The 22,482-nt window shown below is 70.7% G+C and carries 21 protein-coding genes; 11 read left to right on the top strand and 10 right to left on the bottom strand.

The annotated features are described in order from the left end of the window. Positions 1-148 precede the first annotated feature (148 nt). Both ACTWQR_RS31170 and ACTWQR_RS31175 read left to right on the top strand, forming a co-directional pair. Positions 149-796 carry a DUF4956 domain-containing protein gene (locus tag ACTWQR_RS31170; RefSeq protein WP_443230543.1) on the top strand — a complete coding sequence of 216 codons (648 nt, stop codon included), beginning with the start codon at positions 149-151 and terminating at the stop codon, positions 794-796. Next, a complete protein-coding gene (locus ACTWQR_RS31175; RefSeq protein ID WP_443230544.1) occupies positions 793-1,638 on the top strand; it encodes a VTC domain-containing protein in 846 nt (281 codons plus the stop codon). The genes ACTWQR_RS31170 and ACTWQR_RS31175 overlap by 4 nt, the downstream gene beginning before the upstream one ends. Here ACTWQR_RS31175 and ACTWQR_RS31180 read toward each other — a convergent pair. Then, positions 1,635-2,930 (bottom strand): sensor histidine kinase, encoded by a 1,296-nt coding sequence (locus tag ACTWQR_RS31180; RefSeq protein WP_443230545.1) that lies wholly within the window; start codon positions 2,928-2,930, stop codon positions 1,635-1,637. The genes ACTWQR_RS31175 and ACTWQR_RS31180 overlap by 4 nt on opposite strands. Beyond that, the gene (locus tag ACTWQR_RS31185) at positions 2,930-3,712 is read right to left on the bottom strand and encodes a response regulator transcription factor (RefSeq protein ID WP_443230546.1); all 783 of its coding nucleotides are present in this window, start codon (positions 3,710-3,712) and stop codon (positions 2,930-2,932) included. Before ACTWQR_RS31185 ends, ACTWQR_RS31180 begins: the two co-directional genes overlap by 1 nt. Positions 3,713-3,852: 140 nt before the next feature. Between ACTWQR_RS31185 and ACTWQR_RS31190 the strand changes: the two genes are divergently transcribed. The 4 genes from ACTWQR_RS31190 to ACTWQR_RS31205 all read left to right on the top strand — a co-directional run bounded on the left by ACTWQR_RS31190 (position 3,853) and on the right by ACTWQR_RS31205 (position 7,979). After that, positions 3,853-4,374 (top strand): hypothetical protein, encoded by a 522-nt coding sequence (locus ACTWQR_RS31190; protein WP_443230547.1) that lies wholly within the window; start codon positions 3,853-3,855, stop codon positions 4,372-4,374. A gap of 150 nt (positions 4,375-4,524) precedes the next feature. Continuing rightward, positions 4,525-5,904, top strand: coding sequence for an aspartate aminotransferase family protein (locus tag ACTWQR_RS31195; protein WP_443230548.1), 1,380 nt, complete (start codon positions 4,525-4,527; stop codon positions 5,902-5,904). 496 nt (positions 5,905-6,400) lie between these two features. Next, on the top strand, positions 6,401-7,132 hold the full coding sequence (locus ACTWQR_RS31200; protein ID WP_443230549.1) for a GntR family transcriptional regulator: 732 nt from the start codon (positions 6,401-6,403) through the stop codon (positions 7,130-7,132). A 196-nt stretch (positions 7,133-7,328) separates the two neighbouring features. Further along, positions 7,329-7,979 (top strand): hypothetical protein, encoded by a 651-nt coding sequence (locus ACTWQR_RS31205; protein WP_443230550.1) that lies wholly within the window; start codon positions 7,329-7,331, stop codon positions 7,977-7,979. Between the two features lie 264 nt (positions 7,980-8,243). Here the strand turns inward: ACTWQR_RS31205 and ACTWQR_RS31210 are convergent, their stop codons facing one another. Together ACTWQR_RS31210 and ACTWQR_RS31215 are read right to left on the bottom strand one after the other, a co-directional pair. Then, on the bottom strand, positions 8,244-8,534 hold the full coding sequence (locus ACTWQR_RS31210; RefSeq protein WP_443230551.1) for a hypothetical protein: 291 nt from the start codon (positions 8,532-8,534) through the stop codon (positions 8,244-8,246). A 297-nt stretch (positions 8,535-8,831) separates the two neighbouring features. After that, positions 8,832-10,115 carry an adenylosuccinate synthase gene (locus ACTWQR_RS31215; protein WP_443230552.1) on the bottom strand — a complete coding sequence of 428 codons (1,284 nt, stop codon included), beginning with the start codon at positions 10,113-10,115 and terminating at the stop codon, positions 8,832-8,834. 196 nt (positions 10,116-10,311) lie between these two features. On the opposite strand from ACTWQR_RS31215, the gene ACTWQR_RS31220 reads away from it, so the two are divergent. Beyond that, positions 10,312-11,181, top strand: coding sequence for a diacylglycerol kinase (locus tag ACTWQR_RS31220; protein WP_443230553.1), 870 nt, complete (start codon positions 10,312-10,314; stop codon positions 11,179-11,181). 172 nt (positions 11,182-11,353) lie between these two features. On the opposite strand, the gene eutC is transcribed toward ACTWQR_RS31220, so the two are convergent. Together eutC and ACTWQR_RS31230 are read right to left on the bottom strand one after the other, a co-directional pair. Then, positions 11,354-12,205 carry an ethanolamine ammonia-lyase subunit EutC gene (gene eutC / locus ACTWQR_RS31225; protein WP_443230554.1) on the bottom strand — a complete coding sequence of 284 codons (852 nt, stop codon included), beginning with the start codon at positions 12,203-12,205 and terminating at the stop codon, positions 11,354-11,356. Continuing rightward, on the bottom strand, positions 12,202-13,611 hold the full coding sequence (locus tag ACTWQR_RS31230; RefSeq protein WP_443230555.1) for an ethanolamine ammonia-lyase subunit EutB: 1,410 nt from the start codon (positions 13,609-13,611) through the stop codon (positions 12,202-12,204). The genes eutC and ACTWQR_RS31230 overlap by 4 nt, the downstream gene beginning before the upstream one ends. Before the next feature lie 194 nt (positions 13,612-13,805). Here ACTWQR_RS31230 and ACTWQR_RS31235 point away from each other — a divergent pair, with 194 nt between their 5' ends. Continuing rightward, complete coding sequence (locus ACTWQR_RS31235; RefSeq protein WP_443230556.1) at positions 13,806-15,317, top strand: APC family permease; 1,512 nt, start codon at positions 13,806-13,808, stop codon at positions 15,315-15,317. Between the two features lie 80 nt (positions 15,318-15,397). On the opposite strand, the gene ACTWQR_RS31240 is transcribed toward ACTWQR_RS31235, so the two are convergent. Further along, positions 15,398-15,895, bottom strand: a complete 498-nt coding sequence (locus ACTWQR_RS31240) for a GbsR/MarR family transcriptional regulator (RefSeq protein WP_443230557.1) — start codon at positions 15,893-15,895, stop codon at positions 15,398-15,400. Positions 15,896-15,999: 104 nt separating this feature from the next. On the opposite strand from ACTWQR_RS31240, the gene ACTWQR_RS31245 reads away from it, so the two are divergent. The 3 genes from ACTWQR_RS31245 to ACTWQR_RS31255 all read left to right on the top strand — a co-directional run bounded on the left by ACTWQR_RS31245 (position 16,000) and on the right by ACTWQR_RS31255 (position 19,038). Beyond that, positions 16,000-16,941 carry an ATP-binding cassette domain-containing protein gene (locus ACTWQR_RS31245; RefSeq protein ID WP_443230558.1) on the top strand — a complete coding sequence of 314 codons (942 nt, stop codon included), beginning with the start codon at positions 16,000-16,002 and terminating at the stop codon, positions 16,939-16,941. Further along, positions 16,938-18,554 carry an ABC transporter permease gene (locus ACTWQR_RS31250; RefSeq protein WP_443230559.1) on the top strand — a complete coding sequence of 539 codons (1,617 nt, stop codon included), beginning with the start codon at positions 16,938-16,940 and terminating at the stop codon, positions 18,552-18,554. Before ACTWQR_RS31245 ends, ACTWQR_RS31250 begins: the two co-directional genes overlap by 4 nt. A gap of 127 nt (positions 18,555-18,681) precedes the next feature. After that, positions 18,682-19,038 (top strand): hypothetical protein, encoded by a 357-nt coding sequence (locus tag ACTWQR_RS31255; protein WP_443230560.1) that lies wholly within the window; start codon positions 18,682-18,684, stop codon positions 19,036-19,038. Here the strand turns inward: ACTWQR_RS31255 and ACTWQR_RS31260 are convergent. The 3 genes from ACTWQR_RS31260 to ACTWQR_RS31270 all read right to left on the bottom strand — a co-directional run bounded on the left by ACTWQR_RS31260 (position 19,021) and on the right by ACTWQR_RS31270 (position 22,398). Further along, entirely contained in the window at positions 19,021-20,241 is a 1,221-nt protein-coding gene (locus ACTWQR_RS31260) for a cytochrome P450 (RefSeq protein ID WP_443230561.1), read from the bottom strand. The two genes, ACTWQR_RS31255 and ACTWQR_RS31260, sit on opposite strands and share 18 nt — an antisense overlap. A gap of 139 nt (positions 20,242-20,380) precedes the next feature. Beyond that, entirely contained in the window at positions 20,381-21,046 is a 666-nt protein-coding gene (locus ACTWQR_RS31265; RefSeq protein ID WP_443230562.1) for a response regulator, read from the bottom strand. Further along, positions 21,043-22,398, bottom strand: coding sequence for a sensor histidine kinase (locus ACTWQR_RS31270; protein ID WP_443230563.1), 1,356 nt, complete (start codon positions 22,396-22,398; stop codon positions 21,043-21,045). Before ACTWQR_RS31270 ends, ACTWQR_RS31265 begins: the two co-directional genes overlap by 4 nt. Between the last annotated feature and the right edge of the window lie 84 nt (positions 22,399-22,482).

Below are 22,482 nucleotides of genomic sequence, written 5' to 3' on the forward strand. Positions count from 1 at the left end.
GAGTCACGGTCTTTATGTAAGAATGCTGTCATGATGACAGCTTGCTGTCAATAGGAGAGGTGTCCAGGAGGCGGTCCTGGCGGAGCCCGGGACCTCGTTAACCCCGAATGAGGGCGGCGTTAACCTCCCGTTCCCTAGCGTCATCGGCATGGACAGCACAGGAAACCTCGGACAGATAGCCGCCCATCTGGGCCTCGACCTCGTCGCCGTGACGCTGCTGACGTTCGCCGTCTTCTATCCACGGCATCGGCGGCGCGAGCTGGTACCCGCGTATCTCGCTCTGAACGTCGCGCTGTTCGCGGTCGTCGCCGCACTCGGCAGGGTGGGCGACAGCGGCGGCCTCGCGCTCGGGTTCGGGCTCTTCGGGGTGCTGTCGATCGTCCGGCTCCGCTCGGCCGCGGTGCAGCACCAGGAGGTCGCGTACTACTTCACGACCCTGGTCCTGGGACTGCTGTGCGGGCTGCCCGGCCTCGGCATCGGCGTGGCCGCGGGGCTCGCGGGTGTCCTGTTGCTCGTCATGTACGTCGCCGACCACCCGCGGCTGTACGCGCGGGACCGGCGGACGGTCGTCACCCTCGACACCGTGCACCGGGACCCGGAGGCGCTCCGCGCGGACCTGGGGCGACGGCTGGGCAACCCGCTGGGGTGGTCGGTCCAGGAGGTGGACTACGTCCGCGACCTGATGGTGGTGGAGGTGCGGTACCAGGAGCCCCAGCGCGGCGGAAGGCCGGAGCCCGCGCCGCGGAACGGTACTCGGGTCCACGCCGCGAACGTCGCCAAGGAGCCGGTGTGGTGAGCGTCGCCGTCCACGCCCTGGAGCGCGCGGCCCTCGCCGCGCACCCCCTCTCGCTGGCCGAGCTGAACGCGCGCGCGGAACTGCTGGCCCGCCTGGACCGCAGCTACCTGGTCCCCGCCGGCGTCTTCGAGGAGTTCGCCGCCCGGCTCACCGATCCGCGGCGCGCGGACGGCCCCTTCCGGGTCCTCGCCATCGACGGACTGCGCACGTTCCGGTACGCCTCCACCTACTACGACACCCCCGCGCTGCGTACCTTCCACGATCACCGGCAGGGGCGCAGGCTGCGTTTCCGGGTGCGGGAACGGGTCTACGAGGACAGCGGGGAGCGGCAGTTCGAGATCAAGCTCAAGAGCGGGCGCGGGGAGACGGTCAAGCACCGGCAGCGGATGGCGGGGGACGACCACCCGCTGGACTCGACGCGGCGCGGGTTCCTCGCCGCCGTGCTGCACCGGTCGTACGGCATCGCCGCCCCGTCCGGCCTGGTCCCCGCGCTGCGGACCGACTACCGGCGGGTGACGTTCGTCGCGGACGGCCGACGGGTGACGTGCGACGCGGGTCTGGTCGTACGGGATCTCGCGACAGGCCGCGCGGCGGACGCCGACGGCGGTCTGGTCCTCGTCGAGACGAAGACGAAGGGCCATCTGACGGAGGCCGACCGCATCCTGCACGGGTACGGGCTGCGGCCGGCCGAGTTCACCAAGTACAGCGCCGGATGGGCCGCCCTGAGGCCGGAGTTGGGGATGAACCGGTGGGCGCGGGCGGTGCGGGTGGCGTTTCCGTCCCGGTATCCCTCGTCCCTGGGCTCCTCGTCCCTGGGCTCCTCGTCCCGGGGCCCCTCCTAGGGCTTGTCCTGGGTGCCGGCCGTGGGGAGCGTGAGGGTCACCCGGGCCCCCGGAGTGTCGGCCGTCCCGAAGGCGCCCCCGGCGTCCACAGCCGTACGGCGGGCGATGTCCAGGCCGAGGCCCGTGGAGCCCGCCCCGCTGCTGCCGCGCTCGGCGGCGTACGCGGCGGGAAATCCCGGCCCCTCGTCCGCGACGACCAGCTCCGCCCCGTCGGCCGTCGTGCGCACCTCGACGCGGAACGCCGTTCCCTGAGGCGTGTGATCCAGCACGTTGCCGATCAACGCGTCGAGGGCGGCGGCGAGTTCGTCGGCCGGCACGGCCACGGGGAGGGCGCCGGCAGGGGTGCTGACGTCGACCGCGCGTCCCTGGTCCTCCGCCAACGGCAGCCAGAAGGCGACCCGTTCGCGGGCGACCGCCGCGAGGTCGGCGCCCGGCGCCGTCTCGCGCAGGGGCCGCCGTGCCCTGCGGATGACCTCGTCGACGCTGCGTTCCAGGGCGGCCACGTCTCCGGCGATGCGTTCGGCCTCGGCGTCGTCCCGCAGCGTCTCGGCGTCCAGGCGGAGGGCGGCGACGGGAGTACGGAGGCGGTGGGCGAGGTCGGCGGCGTTCTCCCGCTCGGCGGCGAGCAGTTCGTCGATGCGGGCGGCAAGCCGGTTCAACTGCCCGGCGACCAGTCTCAGTTCGGGCGGGCCGACCGGTTCGGCGCGGGCCGTCAGGTCTCCGGCGGCCAGCCGCTCCGCGGTGCCGGCCAGCGCGCGCGTCGCACCGACGAGCCGCGCGCCCAGTCGGTCGGCGAGCAGCAGTCCGAGCAGTACGAGTCCCACGCCGATCCCGGCCAGGACCAGCCACGAGGTGAGCACGCCGTCGTACAACCGCGCCCGGCTGAGCGCCACTTGGACCACCGCCGTGCCGTCGGGGGACCCCTGCACCGGCACGAGGACAAGCCGGCCACCGTCCGGTGCCTCGTAGGTGAACGCCCGTCCCGTGCGGGCGAGCCGTACCGCGTCCGTGACCCGGGCGGGCGCGCCGACGACGGTGCCGTCGGCGAGTACCAGCGACGTCCGCGGCAGACCGGCCCCGTTGACGCTCTGTACGGCCTGCTCCACCGACCGCGTCTCGACGGCGGCGAGCTCGGGCCCGACGGTGGACGCCACCCACTGCGCCCGCGCCGTCGCCTCCGCGGTGGCCCGGTCCACGGCATGGCTGCGCGTGAGCAGGGTGAGCGGCACCAGCAGGGCGGCGAGCACCAGCGCGGTGGTGGCACCGGTGAGCAGGAGAAGACGGCGCCGCATCAGCTGACGCCGGGGGCGGCGCCGGGGTTCGCCGCGGAGTCGGGGTCGGCCGCGGAGTCGGGGTCGGCGGCGGAGGCACGGTCGGCAGCTGAGTCAGGGTCGGGGCCGGGCGCCACCAACTTCACCCCCACCGTGCGGACCGTATGCAGGTAGCGCGGTGCCTGGGCCGTCTCACCCAGCTTCCTTCGCAGCCAGGACAGGTGGACGTCCACCGTCTTGTCGGCGCCGCCCAGCGGCTGCTGCCACACCTCGGCGAGGAGCTCGCGTCGCGACACCACCTGGCCGGGGCGGCGTGCGAGATGGGCGAGGAGATCGAACTCCCGGGGCGTGAGATCGACGGCACGGCCGTCCAGCGTGACCTCGCGGGCGGCAAGGTCCACCGTGAGACCCCCCACCCGGAGCGGCTCCTCCGCGTCGGTCACGCCCAGGCGGCGGAGCACCGCCTTGATCCGCGCGTCCAGCTGGGCCGCGCCGAACGGCTTGACGATGTAGTCGTCCGCGCCGCTCTCCAGGAGCGCGACCATCTCCGGCTCCTCGTCACGCGCCGTCGCCACGATCACCGGAACGTCACTGACGGCCCGCAGCATCCGCAGCACCTGGTCGCCGTCCACGTCGGGCAGTCCCAGATCGAGCACCACGAGATCGGGCCGGTGGGTCACCGCCGCGTCGAGCCCCGCCATGCCGCTGGGTGCCGTCGCCACGGCATGCCCTTTGTCCCGCAGCGCGCGCACCAGGGCTCCGCGCAGCACGGGATCGTCCTCCACGACGAGCAGATGAGCCATGCGGCCACCGTAGCCAGGGAGTTGTGTCGCGGGGATGCCGGTCCCTCCTCGCGCACCTCCTCGTACTCATCCTTGTACGTGCCTTAACCGGACGTTAGGAAAGAGCGCGAGAGGCTGTCCCCGACGAGCAGGAGGCCCGTATGAGGTGGCGGAGCGCGGTGGTGACCGCGGCATGGGTCGCGGTGGGCACCGGCGCGGGCGGACTCGGGGCGTGGCAGCTCGCGACGGCCGACGGGGACGCGGCCGCGCACGGGCGGACGCTGGACGACGCGGCGGTGCGGCGTGCCCTGGCTACGGGTGAGCGCTCGCCGGAACCCACCCGTTCGCGGACGACCGGTGCACGGTCGCCGGAACCCACCTCTTCCCGAACGCCCTCGCCCGCCGCGCCCTCCGTCCAGCAGGACACCGTCCGCTTCACCGGAGGCAGCGTGACCGTCGAGTGCCGTCCGGACGGGACCGTGTACCTCGTCTCCTGGAGTCCGGCCAACGGCTACCACTTCGACGAGGGCGTCGTGCGCGGACCGGCCCCGACCGCCCGTCTGGAGGCCGAGCCGAGCGTGGACAACGACGGCGAGGACGACGCGGACGACCTCACGTACGAGATCTCGTGCACCCCGGACGGGGCCCGGGCCCGGCTGACGGCGGACGACGCCGACGACTGATCCCGCGCGCGTCCCGTACACCCCGCCCAGATCCCTCGCACCCCGCCCGCAGGCCCGCCCCGTACACCCGACAGACTGTCGCGTCAGGCCCCCGACCGCAGACAGGACGCCGATGTCGCGTCCACACACCGGCCACCTACGCTCGGGCGCATGACCCCTCAGCACAGCCTCAGCCCCACTCCCGATCCCCAGGTCGGCGCCGCCGTGAAGGCCGCGGACCGTGCGCACGTGTTCCACTCCTGGTCGGCGCAGGAGCTCATCGACCCGCTCGCCGTCGCCGGTGCGGAGGGGTCCTACTTCTGGGACTACGACGGCAACCGGTATCTGGACTTCACCAGCGGGCTCGTCTTCACGAACATCGGCTACCAGCACCCGAAGGTCGTCGCCGCGATCCAGGAGCAGGCCGCGAAACTGACCACCTTCGCGCCCGCCTTCGCCGTGGAGGCGCGGTCGGAGGCGGCGCGGTTGATCGCCGAGCGGACTCCGGGGGACCTCGACAAGATCTTCTTCACCAACGGGGGCGCGGAAGCCGTCGAGAACGCCACCCGCATGGCCAAGCTGCACACCGGCCGGCCGAAGGTGCTGAGCGCCTACCGCTCGTACCACGGCGCCACCTCCGCCGCGATCAACCTCACCGGCGACCCGCGCCGCTGGCCGAACGACAGCGGGGCCGCGGGGGTCGTGCACTTCTGGGCGCCGTTCCTGTACCGCTCGCCCTTCCACGCGGAGACCGAGCAGCAGGAGTGCGAGCGCGCGCTCCAGCACCTCGAGGACACCATCACCTTCGAGGGCCCGGCCACCATCGCCGCGATCATCCTGGAGACCATCCCCGGCACGGCGGGGATCATGATTCCGCCGCCGGGTTACCTGGAAGGCGTCCGCGCTCTCTGCCACGAGTACGGCATCGTCTTCGTCCTGGACGAGGTCATGGCGGGCTTCGGGCGTACGGGCCAGTGGTTCGCCGCCGACCACTCCGGCGTCGTACCGGACCTGATGACCTTCGCGAAGGGCGTGAACTCCGGATACGTGCCGCTCGGCGGCGTCGCGATCTCGCCGGCCATCGCGGAGACCTTCGCGCGACGTCCGTACCCGGGCGGGCTCACCTACTCCGGGCACCCGCTCGCCTGCGCCGCCGCCGTCGCGACCCTCAACGTGATGGAGGAGGAGAAGATCGTCGAGCAGGCCACCCGGATCGGCGAGACCGTCCTCGGCCCCGGTCTGCGCGACCTCGCCGAGCGCCACCCGAGCGTGGGCGAGGTGCGGGGCACGGGTGTGTTCTGGGCCCTTGAACTCGTCCGGGACAAGGAGACCCGCGAGCCCCTCGTCCCGTACAACGCGGCGGGCGAGGCCAACGCGCCCATGGCGGCCTTCGGCGCCGCCGCGAAGGCCCGCGGTCTGTGGCCCTTCATCAACATGAACCGCACCCATGTCGTGCCGCCGTGCAACATCACGGAGGCGGAGGCCAAGGAGGGCCTGGCCGCTCTGGACGAGGCGCTGTCGGTGGCGGACGAGCACACGGCAGCGGCATAGGTACCGCGCCCCTTCCGGGGCGCGGGGGCTGGGCGAGCTCCCGCGTTCGGATGCTCGCGCAGCTGGGCCGCCTTCAGTGCCTCTTTGCGCGCCCGGGTGGCACGTTCGCCGGACGCCTCGTCGGGCAGCGCCGGGCACCTCGATCTCCTTGAGGGCCACCTGGGCCCGCAGCTCCTGGTCCTCCGCGAGCCAGACGCCTCCCATGCCTCCGGTTCCCAGCCGCTGCCGCAGCCGGTAGCGCCCGGCGACGATCCGTTCCTGCTTCCCTGCCACGAGCACTCCCCTCTCCATGTCACTGTGAGCCATCGTGGCGCGAGGTGCTGGGGAGCCTTCCCGAACCGTGCGGGCCATGGGTGCCGGAGCACCTGGTCGAGGCGTGTCGGAGCACACCCGGTGGTGAAACTTTCCCGGGAATCCGAACGCGTAAGGTGACTGGCTCGTAGACATGGTCGTAGACCTGAGCGAGTACTTACCCGATCGGGGGAGGGACACGACGATGCCCGGCACCGGCGGTGGCAATGGCACCGTAACCCGCAGCACCCTGCGGCAGCAGATCGCGGACGCGCTCCGCGACGAGGTGCTGGGCGGCCGCCTCCAGCCGGGGCAGGAGTTCACCGTCAAGGAGATCGCCGAGCAGTACGGCGTCTCCGCGACCCCCGTCCGCGAGGCCTTGGTCGACCTGTCCGCGCAGGGCCTCCTCGACGCGGACCAGCATCGCGGGTTCCGCGTCCACGAGTACTCGCTGAACGACTACCGGGGCATGATCGAGGCGCGGGCCCTGGTCACGGACAGCATCTTCCGCGGCCTCCTGAACGAGGAGGCCACCACCACCCGGGGCGCCCGCGTCGCCCTCGCGACCCGTGTCGACGACCCGCGCACCGCCGCGTCCCTGGCCGGTGTCCGCCGCCGCGGCGAGGAGGCCCAGCGGGCCGCCACCGCCGGCGACCTGAACATCCTCATCGGCTACGACCTGCGCTTCTGGCGCGAGCTCAGCGGCCTGTTCGGCAACTCCTACCTCGCCGACTTCCTGCACCGGCTGCGCGTCCAGTCCTGGGTGTGCGCGGTGCAGCACCTGCGCCGGATCGCGGACCTGCGCGGCCAGCTGTGGGCCGAACACACCGACCTCGTGGACGCCCTCACGCGCCGCGACGCCACCACCGCGCACGCGATCGTCACCGCGTACAACGCGCACTCGCTCGCGCTCATCGAGCGCCTGGCGGGCGGCTGACGCCACGGACCTGACGGAATCCGGTGGTGGATCGCCGGGTATGGGGTACGCGACCTGCACGGGTGTGGGGTACGCGACCTGCGGGTCTGGGGTAAGCGACCCGCGGGTGTGGGGTACGCGACCCGCACAACGGGTACTGACCGAGCCGCCACCCATTACGCTGCCTTGACCACCGTGCTACGCGAGGAGCTCTCAGTTGGCCTGTGACCTGTGGCTGGTCCCGCTCGTCGACGTGTTGTGCCACACCCCCGACAACCCCTTCGCCGAGGAACTCGCGCTCTACGACAAGGTTCTGGGCGAGGCCGGACTTCCGCCGGTGCCGGTCTACGCGTACATGCCGGGCCTGTCCGGCAACGTGGCCCCGGTCGCGGGCTTCGACTACGACGCGCTGCACTTCCTGCGCCGCGCGTACCTGCTGCAGGTGTGCGGTCTCGCGGTGACGCCGGTCGACGAACTGGGCGGCGACTACGAGCAGTTGCTGGAGATGTTCGAGGCGACGGCCCAGCAGTCGCACCTGGTCTGGCACTACGACCACGCCGGTGCGTACGTACCGGTGGACTTCCCGCACCCGCTGTCCAGCGACGAACTCCTCGCGGGCGGCGGCCCGTTGGGCTCGTCCCAGACGTTGTTGCGCGAGCTGGAGTTCGTGGCCCCGTCGATCGGCATCGACCCCGCCAACCCCCCACTCCCGCCCACACCCCCCATGGCCCCCACGGAGTTGGAGGAACCGGCCGCCCCGGCCCCCTTCGACGCGAGCCCGTTCGCCCGCGAACGGCACGTCTGGCTGGGGCTGCATGCGGCGGCTACGCGGAGTCTGGCACAGGGTTCGATGATCATCTTCAGCTGAGGCGGGGAGGGGCGGGGCGGGACCGCGGGTCGCACTCGCCCCCGCCCCGCCTGTCGCCCTGGCCGCTCTGCCCCCGTCTCCGGAGGCCGCCGTCCGCAGGCGCCGCCTGCCCACGCCGGTCGCCGTAAAGCGACGAGCGCAAGTCGTAACTGTCCGTCGCAACTGTCTGTCGCAACTATCCGTCGTAACTGTCTTTTTCCGGACGGAAGTCCGTGTTCTTCACTCCTGGGGGCGAAGCGGGCGAAACCTCTGCAGTCGGTCCGGTCAGCGCAGCTTGGCCAGGCCGTTCTGGAGGTCCTCGCCGTTCATCACCGGGGTGACCTCGACCTCGGCGTTGAACTGGGTGAAGAACGGCTCACCCGTGGACGGCAGATCGGAGCTGTCCTTCATGTCGAGTACCAGCAGCGCGGTACGCCGGCCGCCCAAGGGCCCGAAGTACGCCGCCTCGGGCTTGATCTGGTCCAGGATCTCCTTCAGCAGCTCCGGCATCTTGCCGCTTCGGATCGCTTCGTTCCCCTTTTCCGTGTCCAGAGTCGCCTTCAGCAGAACTCGCATCGGACTCACCTGCTTCACCGTCGACACACGCACGTCTACTCCTGCTTTTCAAGCCTATGCCCGTTATGCGAGGCACGCCCACTCCTGTGAGTGGAGCGCGGTACGCAGGAGCAGTGTGTGTACGAGGCGGCCGTCGACACCGGGCCGGCAGTGCCAACTCAGCGGCCCGGTGTGGCCGTCGAGGGCCGGAGCCGAGCCCCGGAAGCCAGAAGGGCGCCCCGGCCGGGGCGCCCTTCTTCACGCAGCGGTTCTGCTGGTCGTCATGCAGCGGTTCTTCTGGTCGCCCGAAGTGGCCTGTCAGATGAACGAGTTGATCTCGATCGTCTCGTCGCGGCCGGGGCCGACCCCGATCGCGGAGATCGGGGCGCCGGACATTTCCTCCAGCGCCTTCACGTAGTCCTGGGCGTTCTTCGGGAGGTCGGCGAAGGTCTTGGCCTTGCTGATGTCCTCGGACCAACCCGGCAGCATCTCGTAGACCGGCTTCGCGTGGTGGAAGTCGGACTGGGAGTACGGGAGTTCCTCGACGCGCTTGCCGTCGATCTCGTACGCGACGCAGACCGGGATCTGCTCCCAGCCGGTGAGGACGTCGAGCTTGGTCAGGAAGAAGTCCGTCAGGCCGTTCACGCGAGTCGCGTAACGCGCGATGACCGCGTCGAACCAGCCGCAACGGCGGTCACGGCCGGTGGTGACGCCGCGCTCGTGGCCGATGCGACGCAGGGCCTCGCCGTCCTCGTCGAAGAGCTCCGTCGGGAACGGGCCCGCGCCCACCCGCGTCGTGTACGCCTTGAGGATGCCGATGACCCGGCTGATCTTCGTGGGGCCCACGCCCGCGCCGGTGCAGGCGCCGCCGGCCGTCGGGTTCGACGACGTCACGAACGGATACGTGCCGTGGTCGATGTCCAGCAGCGTGCCCTGGCCGCCCTCGAAGAGGACCACCTTGTCCTCGTCGAGCGCCTTGTTGAGGACCAGCACCGTGTCGGCGACGTACGGGCGCAGCTTCTCCGCGTAGGTCAGCAGCTCCCCCACGACCTGGTCCACGGCGATCGCGCGACGGTTGTAGACCTTGGTGAGCAGCTGGTTCTTGCCGTCGAGGGCCGCCTCGACCTTCTGCGTCAGGATCGACTCGTCGTACAGGTCCTGGACGCGGATGCCGACACGGTTGATCTTGTCGGCGTACGTCGGGCCGATGCCGCGCCCGGTCGTGCCGATCTTCCGCTTCCCGAGGAAGCGTTCCGTCACCTTGTCCACCGTCACGTTGTATGGCGTGATGATGTGCGCGTTTCCGCTGATGAGGAGCTTGGAGGTGTCGACGCCTCGCTCGTTCAGTCCGTTCAGCTCGGAGAACAGGACCGACGGGTCGACGACGACTCCGTTACCGATGACCGGAGTACACCCCGGCGAGAGGATTCCGGAAGGGAGGAGGTGGAGGGCGTACTTCTGGTCGCCCACGACTACCGTATGGCCGGCGTTGTTGCCGCCCTGGTAGCGCACCACATAGTCCACGGAACCACCGAGCAGGTCGGTGGCCTTTCCCTTGCCTTCGTCACCCCACTGAGCACCGAGCAGCACAAGTGCGGGCACGCGCGTACACCCCTTCCGGGCGGGGCATGTCCAAGGTCGGGGACGTACGCGGCACAGCGCATGACTGCGGTGACCGTGAACGTCGGCGACCTTCGTTGGCCGCGACCGTCGGACCGGATGCCCCGGAATAGACGAAGCCCCTGGCGCAATAGCGCAAGGGGCTCTTGCACAAAGATGCTACCCGAGGAAGCGAGGCATGACCGAGGTGGCGACTTCCGACCAGCTCCTGGTGGTCATCGACCCGGTCGCCCGTCACGGTGACGGTGAGTCGGTACGGATCGCAAAAGACGTGCTCAGCGCGGGTGCGAGCGCCAAGGTGTGCCTTCCGGACGGACCCGAGGAATTCGATCGGGTACTGGCCCGGAGAGGGTCCCGCCGGCTGGTCGTCATCGGCGACGACCGCGCCCTCTTGCGAACTGTGTCCCTTTTGTACCGACAACGGGAACTGGCCGGATGCGCACTGTCGCTGGTGCCGGTCGGGATGGGCGGCGGTGCGTTGTCGCTCGCGCGGGCACTGGGGGTGCCCACGGGCGCCGTCGCCGCGGCGCGGGCCGTGCTCGAGGGCTCCGAGCGGCGGCTCGACCTGCTCGTGGACGACAGTGACGGGGTGGTTCTCGGGGCGCTGCGGATCCCGCCGCTCACCACGTCGGCCGCGACCGCGTCTCCGCCCGCGGATCCGTCTCCGGAGCACACCGCCCACCACCACTGGCTCCGCACCTGCCAGTCCCTCGTACGCACCCTCGCGGCCCGTCCTGCCCGGCTCACGTCGCCTCCCGCACCCGGGCCGAGCCGCCTGCGCATCGAGGTCGACGGCGTGACGCTCGTCGATCTGGACCAGCCCCTGGAGGGAGTATCGATCACGCCCGGCGGCTCCGGGGGCGCCCGAGTCGAGATCCGCCGCGCGTCGGTCGGTGCGGAGGCCGCTCCGCTGGAAGCCGTGGCCCGAACGATCACCGTGTCGGGCCCGGACTTCCGCTATCGCGCGGACGCGGTGCTGGGGGGTCCGGTGCGCACGCGGACGTGGACGGTGCGGGAGGGGGCGTGGGGGCTGACGCTGCCGGGTTGAGCTGTTGCTCGGGCCGGTGGGTGTCGCTCCGGCGGGCTCGGCGTGGCGCCGGCGCGAGGCCGGTGGTGATGTGCGGGTCGGTGGGGGCTGGTCGCGCCCCGCGGCGGGGCCACCTGATGTCACGGCCCCCGCCCCTGACGGGACGCGGCCTCAGCCCCGCCCCACCCGTCGGCTACTCACCGGCCTCCGCGCGAAGCGCCGGCACGTCCGACTCGTCCTTCAGGGCCACCCCTGTGAGGCGGGCTTCCCGGGCCCGCCTCATCAACGCCACCAGCTTCGCGGCAGCCACCCCGTACGACAGTCCCAACGGCGGCCGAATGTTGGACAGACAGTTGCGTTCGGCATCCGTGGTGCGCCCGGGCACAGGCCCGTACGTCAGGTAGGCACCCAGCGAGTCCGCCGCGGACATTCCGGGCCGCTCCCCGATGAGGACGACGACCATCGCCGCCCCCACCGCGTGAGCGATGTCGTCACCGAGCGCCACCCGAGCCTGCTCGGCGAGAACGACCGGCGCGACACTCCACCCGTCCCCGTCCCCGTCCCCGTGGGCCTCCCCGTCCCTGCCGCCGTCCCCGTCCAGCAAGGCCACGACCTCACGAACCACCGCCGCCGCATGCTCATGAACCGCCCGGCTGGACAGCCCATCGGCCACGACGAACACCACGTCCCACTGCCCCACGGGAAGATGGGCCCGATCCGCGCCCTCCAACCGCCGCCCCAGATCGGGCCGTTGAAGATACGTGAGCCGATCCGGAGCGGCACTACGCACCCGCACCGTAGCCATCCCGGTGCCGGCAAGCCCCGCCGCGACGACATCCGGCTCGAACGGCGAGTGCACCGCATCCCGCGCGGCCGCATGCGCGGCCTGAAGCTCCAGCCGGTGCCGGGTCGGCAGACCGGACCCCGCCCGGCCGAGCCCGATCCGCGCCTGGGTGTGCCGCCGCAGCGTGGCCCACAGCGCGGCATCGGAGGACTCGGGCGCCACCAGAGCCCGTACAAGCGTGGCCAGTTGACGGTCCGTCATGCTGCGAGCTCCTTGCCGATGGCCGTAAGCGGATGTCCCGTACCGGTGACATCCCGTATCGCGCCCCGCTCGTCCAGCAGCCCGATCCCGGCCAGCCACGCCTCGAACTCCGGCGCGGGGCGCAGCCCGAGAACGTCGCGCAGGTACAACGCGTCGTGGTAGGAGGCGGATTGGTAGTTGAGCATGATGTCGTCGCCGCCCGGCGTGCAGATCACGAACGAAGCGCCCGCCACGCCCAACATGGTGAGCATCGTCGCGATGTCGTCGTCATCGGCGTCGGCGTGGTTGGTGTAGCAGATGTCCAGGCCCATGGGCAGGCCGAGGAGCTTGCCGCAGAAGTGATCCTCCAGAGCCGCCCGCAGGATCTGCCGGCCGTCGTAGAGGTACTCCGGGCCGATGAAGCCGACGACCGTGTTGACGAGCAGCGGGTCGTAACGGCGGGCGACCGCGTACGCCCGGGCCTCGACCGTCTGCTGGTCCACCCCGTGGTGCGCGTCGGCGGAGAGCGCGCTGCCCTGGCCGGTCTCGAAGTAGAGGGCGTTCTGCCCGACCGTGCCGCGGCCCAGCCCCTTCGCCGCCTCGTGCGCCTCGTCGAGGAGGCCGAGCGTGACGCCGAAGGACGCGTTCGCGGCCTGCGTACCGGCGATGGACTGGAAGACCAGGTCGACCGGCGCCCCGGCGGCCATCAGGTCGATGCTCGTGGTGACGTGGCAGAGCACGCAGGACTGGGTGGGGATCGCGTAGCGCTGGATGACGCCGTCCAGCAGTTCCAGCAGATTCCGTACGGCCTTGGGGCTGTCCGTCGCCGGGTTGATGCCGATGACCGCGTCACCGGAACCGAGCAGCAGCCCGTCGAGGAGGGCCGCGGCGACTCCGGCGGGGTCGTCGGTGGGGTGGTTGGGCTGGAGGCGGGTGGCCAGCCGGCCGGGCAGGCCGATCGTGGAGCGGAAGGCGGTGACGACGCGCGTCTTGCGGGCGACGGCGACCAGATCGGCGTTGCCCATGAGCTTGGAGACGGCCGCGGCCATCTCGGGGGTGATGCCCGGGGCCAGCGCGGTCAGGGCCTCGGCGTCCGCGGCGTCGGACAACAGCCACTCGCGGAACTCCCCGACCGTGAACGACGCCACCGGCGCGAAGGCCGTCGCGTCGTGCGTGTCGACGATGAGACGCGTGACGTCATCCGCCTCGTACGGGATCAGCGGCTCCGTGAGGAACCGTGCGAGCGGCACGTCCGCCAGCGCCCAGCGCGCCGCGACCCGGGCCTGCGCCGACTCGGCGGCGAGCCCGGCGAGACGGTCGCCGGAGCGCTCGGGGCTCGCGGCGGCGAGCAGCCGCGCGAGGCCGTCGAACCGGTAGGCGTGGCCGCCGAGGGTGGAGGTGTACGAGCTGGAGGTGTGCGTGCTCATGCCGATGACGGTACGAAGGGCGGGCTTCCGGGGTCCATGGCCGGCCGGAGAGTTAACGCAGACGTTCGTTCGCACAGCGTTCTAAAGGTCTGGTTGACAAACATTTAACGCCAGGACCAGAGGAGTGACTTATTTTCCATGCAGCATTCCGGTCGACCGCAGACGAACGAGTGATCACGAAGAGGGGCCACCCGATGGCAGTACAAGAGGGCGCAGCCCCAGAGGCGACGGTGAGCGAGGACACGACCGTCCACCGGCTCAAGCCCAACGCGATCGGCCTGCTCGGCGTGGTCTTCATGGCCGTCGCCACGGCCGCGCCGATCACCGCGATGACGGGCAACGTGCCCTTCATGGTCTCCGCCGGAAACGGCATCGGAGCCCCGGCCAGCTATCTCGTCGCAATGGTCGTCCTGGCGATCTTTGCGGTCGGCTTCACGTCGATGGCGAAGCACATCACGTCCACGGGCGCCTTCTACGGGTTCATCTCGTTCGGCCTCGGCCGGACCGTGGGTCTTGCCTCCGGGCTCCTCGCGACCTTCGCGTACGTCGTCTTCGAACCGGCTCTGATCGGCATCTTCTCGACCTTCGCCACGACGACGCTGAACGACCAGACGGGGATGGACGTCCCCTGGTGGGCGTTCGCGATCCTGATGCTCGCGATCAACGCGATGGGCACGTGGTTCGGCGTCTCCGTCGCCGAGAAGCTGCTCGTGGTGCTGCTGGCCACCGAGGTGACGATCCTCGCGGCGATGGCGATCTCCGTCGCGCTGCACGGCGGCGGCCCGAACGGCTTCACGTTCGGCCCGGTGAACCCGGTCAACGCCTTCCAGGGCACGAGCGCCGGGCTCGGTCTCTTCTTCGCCTTCTGGTCGTGGGTCGGTTTCGAGTCGACGGCCATGTACGGCGAGGAGTCCCGCGACCCGAAGAAGATCATCCCGAAGGCGACGATGATCTCCGTCCTGGGCGTCGGCGTCTTCTACGTCTTCGTCTCCTGGATGGCCATCACGGGCAACGGCGAGACGGCGGCGGTCAAGGCGGCCTCGTCCTCGAACCCGCTCGCGCTGTTCTTCAATCCCACCGAGCAGTACGTCGGGCACTGGGCCGTCGTCGTCATGCAGTGGCTGATGATCACCGGCTCGCTGGCCTGCGGCATGGCCTTCCACAACTGCGCGGCCCGCTACCTGTACGCGCTCGGCCGAGAGGGTGTCCTCCCCTCCCTCCAGCGCACCATCGGCCGCACCCACCCCGAGCACGGCTCCCCGCACATCGCGGGACTCGTCCAGACGGCCGTCAGCGCCGTGCTGCTCGGCGCGTTCTGGGCGGCCGGCAAGGACCCGTACACCGGTACGTACGTCCTGCTCGCCATCCTCGGCACGATGGCCATCCTGGTGGTGCAGGCGGTGTGCTCGTTCTCGGTGCTTGCGTACTTCCGTAAGAACCACCCGGAGTCCCGGCACTGGTTCAAGACCTTCACGGCACCGCTCGTCGGCGGTCTCGCGATGCTCGCGGTGGTGGTGCTGCTGGTGTCCAACATGGGGGTCGCGGCCGGGCCCGAGTCCGGGTCGATCGTGCTGAAGGCCACGCCGTGGATCGTCGTACTGATCGTGGCGGGCGGGACCGGATACGCGCAGTACCTGAAGCGGCGGCAGCCCGACCGGTACGCGCTGCTCGGGCGGACGGTGCTGGAGGAGACGAAGGAGCGGTAGCCCTCCGGGGGTTCGGCAGTCTCGGGGTGCTTCAGTAAGGGGCGGGCGCGATAGCGTCCGCCCCATACCGTTTACCGTGTTCAGCCTTCGCCGAAGAGGTCCGCGCGATGGGCGCGCCAGCGTTCCATGAGCTTGACGAGTTCGTCGTCGAGGAACTCGAAGAAGGCGAGGGTCTCGGCGAGACGGCGTCCCGCAGGGGTCTCGCGACCGAGGGCTTCGACGCCCTCGCGCAAGGCGTACTCCCAGCGCTTGAGCACCGCGTCCCGGTTGGTCAACGCCTCGTACCACTGATTGCCGTGCACGCGATACCGCTCGCGCCGGGAGCCGGGTTCGCGCTCACGCGAGACCATGTGCTGCTGCGCGAGATAGCGCACCGCTCCGGAGACGGCGGCCGGACTGACCTGGAGCTGCTCGCCGACCTCGGCGGAGGTGAGGGCACCGGAGTCGGAGGAGAGCAGCGCCGCGAACACCCGGGCCGGCATCCGCGTCATCCCGGCCTCGACGAGGTGAGCCGCGAAGCTCTCCACGAACTTCGACACCGCCTCCGCGTCCCGCTCGGCCTCGAACGATTCCGCCATCCCTGCATCATCTCCCCTGCTCGCGCGCCACCCGTTCAGTCTATCCGGCCTTTTAACGCTTCCTTAACTTCACAAATTTCTGAAGGAAGCGTACGTTCTGAATCATGACGAAGGCAATCACCGTCTCCGGACTGCACAAGTCGTTCGGCAAGACACACGCCCTGGACGGCCTCGACCTGGACGTCGAGACCGGTGAGGTGCACGGCTTCCTCGGCCCGAACGGCTCCGGGAAGTCCACCACCATCCGGGTCCTGCTTGGCCTGCTGCGCGCGGACTCGGGCGCGGCACAGCTGCTGGGCAGGGATCCCTGGACCGACGCGGTCGAGCTGCACCGCCAGGTCGCGTACGTCCCCGGCGATGTGACGTTGTGGCGGAACCTGTCCGGCGGCGAGGTCATCGACCTCTACGGACGGCTGCGCGGCGGCCTGGACAAGGCTCGGCGCACCGACCTGATCGAGCGGTTCGAGCTGGACCCCACCAAGAAGGGGCGCACCTACTCCAAGGGCAACCGGCAGAAGGTCGCCCTCGTCGCCGCCTTCGCCTCGGACGTCGAGCTGCTGATTCTGGACGAACCGACCTCCGGCCTCGACCCGCTCATGGAGGAGGTCTTCCAGAGCTGCGTGACGGAGGAGCGCGACCGCGGCCGCACCATCCTGCTCTCCTCGCACATCCTCAGCGAGGTGGAGGAGCTGTGCGACCGCGTCAGCATCATCCGCAAGGGCGTCACCGTGGAGAGCGGTTCGCTCGCCGAACTGCGCCACCTGACACGCACGAGCGTCACGGCCGAACTCGCGGGCCCGCCCAACGGGTTGTCCGGCCTGCCCGGGGTGCACGACCTCGACATCCAAGGCACGGGGGTCCCCCCGGACGGAGTCTGGGGGAAGGTCAAGCTCCAGGTCGAGAGCGACAAGCTGGACGCGGTCCTGCGGTCGCTGACCGAATCGGGCGTACGGTCGCTGACCTCGAGGCCGCCGACCCTGGAGGAGCTGTTCATGCGGCACTACCAGGACCAGGATGAGGTCGCCGCGGAGGCGATGTCACGATGACCGCCGTGGCTTCGGACACCCGGTTCGCGGTACGGACCGGGGGATCGCGTCAACTCGCGGGAACAGGCGCCCTGTTGAGGCTCGCCCTACGCCGTGACCGGGTGATGATCCCGCTGTGGGTCGGGGTCATCGCCCTGATGGTGCTCTCCATGCCGGGCTCGCTGGAGAGCGTGTACTCCACCGCCGCCGAACGCGCCGACGTCAGTCGGCAGATGCTGACGAACAGCTCGCTGCGCGCCACGTACGGGCCGGTGTTCAACGACTCGCTCGGCGGACTCGTCGCCTGGCGCATCGGGGTGTTCGCCGCGGTCTTCGCCGGAATCATGAGCCTGCTCATCGTCGTACGGCACACCCGGGACGAGGAGGAGAGCGGCCGTCAGGAGATGGTCTCGGCCGGGATGGTGGGGCGGCGCGCCCCGCTGACGGCGGCACTGCTCGCGGCGTTCGTCGCGAACACGGCGCTGGCGCTGCTCATCGCCGGAGGCCTCGCCGGGCAGGGCGCGACGGGCGCGCTGGCGCTCGGGCTCGGCACGGCCGGGGTCGGGATGGTCTTCGCGACGATGGCCGCGATCGTCGCCCAGCTCACGGAGAGCGCGCGGCTCGCCAAGGGGCTGACCGGCGGGCTGCTGGGCGCGGCGTTCGTACTGCGGGCGGCGGGCGACTCGGCGACCGACGACGGTTCGTCCGTGCTGACCTGGCTCTCGCCGATCGGCTGGCTGGAGAACCTGCGGGCCTTCGCCGACGAACGCTGGTGGGTGCTGCCGCTGTTCGTCGCGGCCGTCGCGATCCAGGCCATGGCCGCGTACGAACTGGCCGGCCGCCGCGATGTCGGCATGAGCTTCCTGCCGGCCCGGCCCGGACCCGCCGCCGGCCGGCTCGGCACGGCGGGGGCACTGGCCTGGCGGCTGCAGCGCGGCAGCGTGCTCGGCTGGGGCCTCGGGTTCTTCGCCGCGGGGGTGGCCTTCGGCGGGATCACGAAGGGGGCGGCCGACCTGGTCGGCGACAACGCGCGGACCCGGGACATCATCGAGCGGATGGGCGGACAGTCCGGGATCACGGACGCGTTCCTCGCCACGATGGTCGGCATGCTCGGGATGGTCGCCGCGCTCTACATCGTGCAGTCCGTACTGCGGCTGCACGGCGAGGAGACCTCACAGCGCGCCGAGCCGGTCCTCGCCAACGCCGTGGGCCGTCTGCGCTGGGCCTCCGGCCATCTCCTCATCGCCTTCGGCGGGTCCGTACTGATCATGCTCCTGGGCGGCCTCGGTCTGGCCCTCGGCTACGGCCAGGACCTCGGCCCCATCCTCGGCGGCTGCCTCGTCCAACTCCCCGCGATCTGGGCCATCGGCGGCTTCGCCGTCCTCCTCCACGGAGTGTCTCCGCGGGTCGCGCCGGGAGCTTGGGCTGTGGCAGGCGCCGCCCTGCTCCTGGGCTGGATCGGCCCGGCCCTGGAACTCCCCGACTCCGCCATGGACCTCTCCCCCTTCGGCCACCTCCCGAAGCTGCCGGGCGGGGACATGACGTGGACACCGGTACTGGTCCTGACGGCGATCACCGCCGCCCTTGTCGCGGTGGGGCTGGGAGCGCTCGGGCGCCGGGACCTGAGCACCTGAAGACGCCCCGTAGGGGCACGGGCTGCCACATCATGCGGCTCCGCCGCGTGGACGCGCTCGGCCCGCGACCACCCGCACCCGGCGATGCCCCGGAACCCGGCGGGAGCCACCCGCGTCCCTCTCGGGCATGGAGCAACGAGAAACCGCGGCGTCGTGCGGGGGCTGCGTGCTGTCGATCGCCGGGGCCACGGCAGCCGCACTCACCTGGGCCTCCTCCGCCCGAACCCGGCGGCACATGGGCGCCGGGTTCGAAGGCGAAGGCACCGACTACAGCGTCCTGCTCACCGAACTCCCCCTCGTCGTGGCAGCCGGCGCCGCCCTCCCCGCCCTCGCCTGCGCACTGCTGATCCACCAGATGCGCAGGCGTCGGCGGAAAACGGCCCGGGACACATCTCGGGACACGGCCCAGAACACGGCTGAGGACACGGCTGAGGACACGGCCCAAGCCACGACCCTGGGCGTGGAGTCACAGCTCGACGAGTAGCCCCTCCAGCCCCCGGATCACAAAGTTCGGCTTGCGCTCCGGCTCGGCCGCGAGCCGCAGCGACGGAGCCTGATCCAACAACGCCCCCATGGAAGCGGCCAGTTCGATACGAGCCAGCGGCGCCCCGATGCAGTAGTGGATCCCCGCGCTGAAGGAGATGTGCGGGTTGTCCGAACGGGACAGGTCGAGCGTCTCCGGCTCGGCGAACACCGCCGGGTCGTGGTTGGCGGAACCGAAGAGCAGCGCCACCTCACTCCCCCGCGGAATCACCGTCCCGTCGACCTCGATCTCGTCCAGCACCCACCGCTCGAACAACTGCAACGGAGTGTCGTACCGCATCAACTCCTCCACAGCCGTGGCCACCAGACCCCGGTCCGCACGCAGGGCCGCCAACTGATCCGGATGCCGGAACAGCGCCCACCAGCCATTCACCGTGGCGTTCACCGTCGCCTCGTGCCCCGCGTTCAGCAGCAGCACGCACGTCGAGATCATCTCCTGCTCACTGAGCCGCTCCCCCTCGTCGTACGCCGCGATCAGCCCGGAAACCAGGTCGTCCCCCGGCTCCTTGCGCCGCGCGGCGATCAGCTCCCGCAGGAACTCGGTGAACTCGACCGCAGCCCGCACCGCCTTCGCCGCCGTGTCCTGAGACGGATTCAGCTCGTACATCCCACAGATGTCCGCCGACCAGGGCCGCAGCTGCGCCCGCTCGGACTCCGGAATCCCCAGCATCTCCGCGATGACCGCCACCGGAAGCGGCTCGGCGACGACCGTCAGCAGATCACCGCCACCCGCCCCGACCAGCTCCCCGACCAGCTCGGACGCCAACCGGTCCACATACGGCCGCAGCCGCTCGACCGTCCGCGGCGTGAACGCCTTCGACACCAGACGCCGGATCCGCGTGTGGTCCGGCGGCTCCAGGTCGAGCATCCCGTGGTCGTTCAGCACATGGAACGGCTCGTGCTCCGCCGGCGGCGCCGTCCGCCCGAAGTCCTCGTGCGTGAACCGGTGCTGATACGTCCGCCCCAGCCGCCGGTCCCTGAGCAACCCCGACACGTCCGCGTGGTGCGGCACCAGCCACTGGTTGGTGGGCTCGTAGTAGTGCACCCGGCCCCGGGCGCGCAGCTCGGCGTACGCGGGGTACGGGTCGGCCACGAATGCCTGGTCCCAGGGGTCGAAAGCCTGCGGGGTCTCCAAAGCTGCCATGTCCGGACGCTAACCGTAGGGACCCCCGCCTGACCAGCGCGAAGCCGATCGCTCCGCGGGAAGGGCCGGGCCGTATGGAAAGTGCGGGTCGACTGTGGCTGGTCGCGCAGTTCCCCGCGCCCCTTTCAGGGGCGCTCCCTCACCCCGGCGTGACCAGTCGCGCCTCGTACGCGAAGACCGCCGCCTGCGTGCGGTCCCGCAGCCCCAGCTTTACCAGGATGCGGCTGACGTGGGTCTTGATGGTGGACTCGGCGACCACCAGCCGCCCGGCTATCTCCGCGTTGGACAAGCCCTGCGCGATGAGCACCAGCACCTCCGTCTCCCGCTCGGTCAGATCCCCGTACGCCGCATGCGCGGTCGCCGACAGCCGGGGCTCCTCGGCCAGCTTCGAGAACTCCGTGATCAACCGCTTCGTCACCGACGGCGCCAGCAGCGCCTCGCCGGCCGCCACCACCCGCACCCCGTCCGCGAGCTGCCGGGCCGAGGCGTCCTTCAGGAGGAAGCCCGACGCCCCGGCACGCAGCGCCTGGTACACGTACTCATCGAGGTCGAACGTCGTCAGCACGAGCACCTTCGCCGTACCGTCCGCCGCCACGATCTCGCGCGTCGCCTCGATTCCGTTCATCTCGGGCATCCGGATGTCCATCAGGACGACGTCCGGGGTGAGCTCCCGGACCCGGTCGACGGCCTCCCGACCGTTGACCGCCTCGCCGACCACCTCTATGTCCGGCATCGCGCCGAGCAGTACCGAGAAGCCCTCGCGGATCATCATCTGGTCGTCGGCGATCAGCACACGGATGGTCATTCGGAGTCCTCCGTCGGCGCGTCCGCCTGAACCGGCAGGAAGACCGCGACCTCGTAGCCCCCGTCGTCCGTCGTGCCCGCCGTCATCTCCCCCTCCAGCATCGTCACGCGCTCCCGCATGCCCGTGATGCCATGCCCCGCGCCGGGCGAGGGCTTGACCAGGCCGGTCGCCGGACCATTCACTATCCGCAACCCGAGGCCGCCGAGCACATAGCTGATCTCCACCTTGGCCGCGGCGCCCGGAGCGTGGCGCAGGCTGTTGCTCAGCGCCTCCTGGACTATTCGGTACGCCGAGAGCTCGACACCCTGCGGGAGTTCACGCACCGCCCCCGTGACCGCCTTCTCCACTTCGAGCCCCGTGTCTCGCACGTTCTCCAGGAGCCGGTCCAAGTCCGCGAGCGTGGGCTGCGGGGCGTCCGGGGCCTCGTAGTCCTCCGCCCGCACGACACCCAGGACTCGGCGCAGCTCGGAGAGGGCTATGACCGCGTTCTCCCTGATCACCGCGAAGGCGTACTCCAGCTCCGGCGGAGGGTTCTCCACCCGGTAGGGCGCGGCCTCCGCCTGGATGGCGACCACCGACATGTGGTGGGCGACCACATCGTGCAGCTCGCGGGCGATCGTCGTGCGCTCTTCCAGGAGCGTCCGCTTGGAGCGTTCGTGCGCGGTCACCGTCTGCTGGGCGGTCACCTTCCGCGCGGCCTCGTGCCGGACATGCCACACCGTGACGAGCAGCAGCGCCAGCGCGCTCACGAAAAGGAAAGGCAGGGTGTTCGTCGAGTAGTAGTGACCGCTTCCGAAGAAGACCTCCGCTACGAAGCCATAACCCGCTGTGACCGCCCACATCCACGCGGCCGTGCGGGGTCTGGTCCGAAGCGCCACGACCGTGAGCACGACCAGATGGGTCGCGAAGCTGCCGGGCAACCACGGCCAGTCGGTCGAGGAGCTGCCCAGCACGGCTGTGACGGGTGTCGCCGCGCAGGAGACCCAGAAGGCGCCGATCGGCCTGACCAGGGTCAGCAGGATCGCGCCCAGCGCGATGAGGCCGGTCGTGAGCTGCAGGACGTCCTCGCCGCCGTTGCCGCCATTGCCGACGAGGGAGATGAGCAGCGTCAGCAGTCCGGTGGCCACCACCACGGCATGCGGGGCCCAGACCGCCTTCTCGCGCAGGCGTGCGGGCAGCAGCCTGGTGAGGGGGCCGTCCACCCGCATCTGCGGAAGCGGGCGGTAGGCGAACGGGTCATGGAGCAGGTCCTGCCGCAGCCCCCGCATCGCGTCCATCGCCAGCTTGAACTCGGGGCTGCGCGGCCTGGTGCCGTCCGCCGATGTCGTCTGCGTCTGGGTCGTCTCGGTCACATACAGAACCGTAGGCGGAGGCCGGGGTCGCGGTCGTCACCAGTGAGAAGGGTCCTTCGGAGTCCCCCTCAGGTACTACGGGTA

The sequence above is a fragment of the Streptomyces sp. 2A115 genome, from assembly GCF_052245575.1.
Classification (GTDB): Bacteria; Actinomycetota; Actinomycetes; order Streptomycetales; family Streptomycetaceae; genus Streptomyces.

Bases quoted from the DNA above. Each gene is read 5' to 3' on its own strand.
- ACTWQR_RS31170 (WP_443230543.1), top strand. From the start codon at position 149: ATGGACAGCACAGGAAACCTCGGACAGATAGCCGCCCATCTGGGCCTC.
- ACTWQR_RS31180 (WP_443230545.1), bottom strand. From the start codon at position 2,930: ATGCGGCGCCGTCTTCTCCTGCTCACCGGTGCCACCACCGCGCTGGTG.
- ACTWQR_RS31185 (WP_443230546.1), bottom strand. From the start codon at position 3,712: ATGGCTCATCTGCTCGTCGTGGAGGACGATCCCGTGCTGCGCGGAGCC.
- ACTWQR_RS31190 (WP_443230547.1), top strand. From the start codon at position 3,853: ATGAGGTGGCGGAGCGCGGTGGTGACCGCGGCATGGGTCGCGGTGGGC.
- ACTWQR_RS31195 (WP_443230548.1), top strand. From the start codon at position 4,525: ATGACCCCTCAGCACAGCCTCAGCCCCACTCCCGATCCCCAGGTCGGC.
- ACTWQR_RS31200 (WP_443230549.1), top strand. From the start codon at position 6,401: ATGCCCGGCACCGGCGGTGGCAATGGCACCGTAACCCGCAGCACCCTG.
- ACTWQR_RS31210 (WP_443230551.1), bottom strand. From the start codon at position 8,534: ATGCGAGTTCTGCTGAAGGCGACTCTGGACACGGAAAAGGGGAACGAA.
- ACTWQR_RS31220 (WP_443230553.1), top strand. From the start codon at position 10,312: ATGACCGAGGTGGCGACTTCCGACCAGCTCCTGGTGGTCATCGACCCG.
- eutC (WP_443230554.1), bottom strand. From the start codon at position 12,205: ATGACGGACCGTCAACTGGCCACGCTTGTACGGGCTCTGGTGGCGCCC.
- ACTWQR_RS31230 (WP_443230555.1), bottom strand. From the start codon at position 13,611: ATGAGCACGCACACCTCCAGCTCGTACACCTCCACCCTCGGCGGCCAC.
- ACTWQR_RS31235 (WP_443230556.1), top strand. From the start codon at position 13,806: ATGGCAGTACAAGAGGGCGCAGCCCCAGAGGCGACGGTGAGCGAGGAC.
- ACTWQR_RS31240 (WP_443230557.1), bottom strand. From the start codon at position 15,895: ATGGCGGAATCGTTCGAGGCCGAGCGGGACGCGGAGGCGGTGTCGAAG.
- ACTWQR_RS31245 (WP_443230558.1), top strand. From the start codon at position 16,000: ATGACGAAGGCAATCACCGTCTCCGGACTGCACAAGTCGTTCGGCAAG.
- ACTWQR_RS31250 (WP_443230559.1), top strand. From the start codon at position 16,938: ATGACCGCCGTGGCTTCGGACACCCGGTTCGCGGTACGGACCGGGGGA.
- ACTWQR_RS31255 (WP_443230560.1), top strand. From the start codon at position 18,682: ATGGAGCAACGAGAAACCGCGGCGTCGTGCGGGGGCTGCGTGCTGTCG.
- ACTWQR_RS31260 (WP_443230561.1), bottom strand. From the start codon at position 20,241: ATGGCAGCTTTGGAGACCCCGCAGGCTTTCGACCCCTGGGACCAGGCA.
- ACTWQR_RS31265 (WP_443230562.1), bottom strand. From the start codon at position 21,046: ATGACCATCCGTGTGCTGATCGCCGACGACCAGATGATGATCCGCGAG.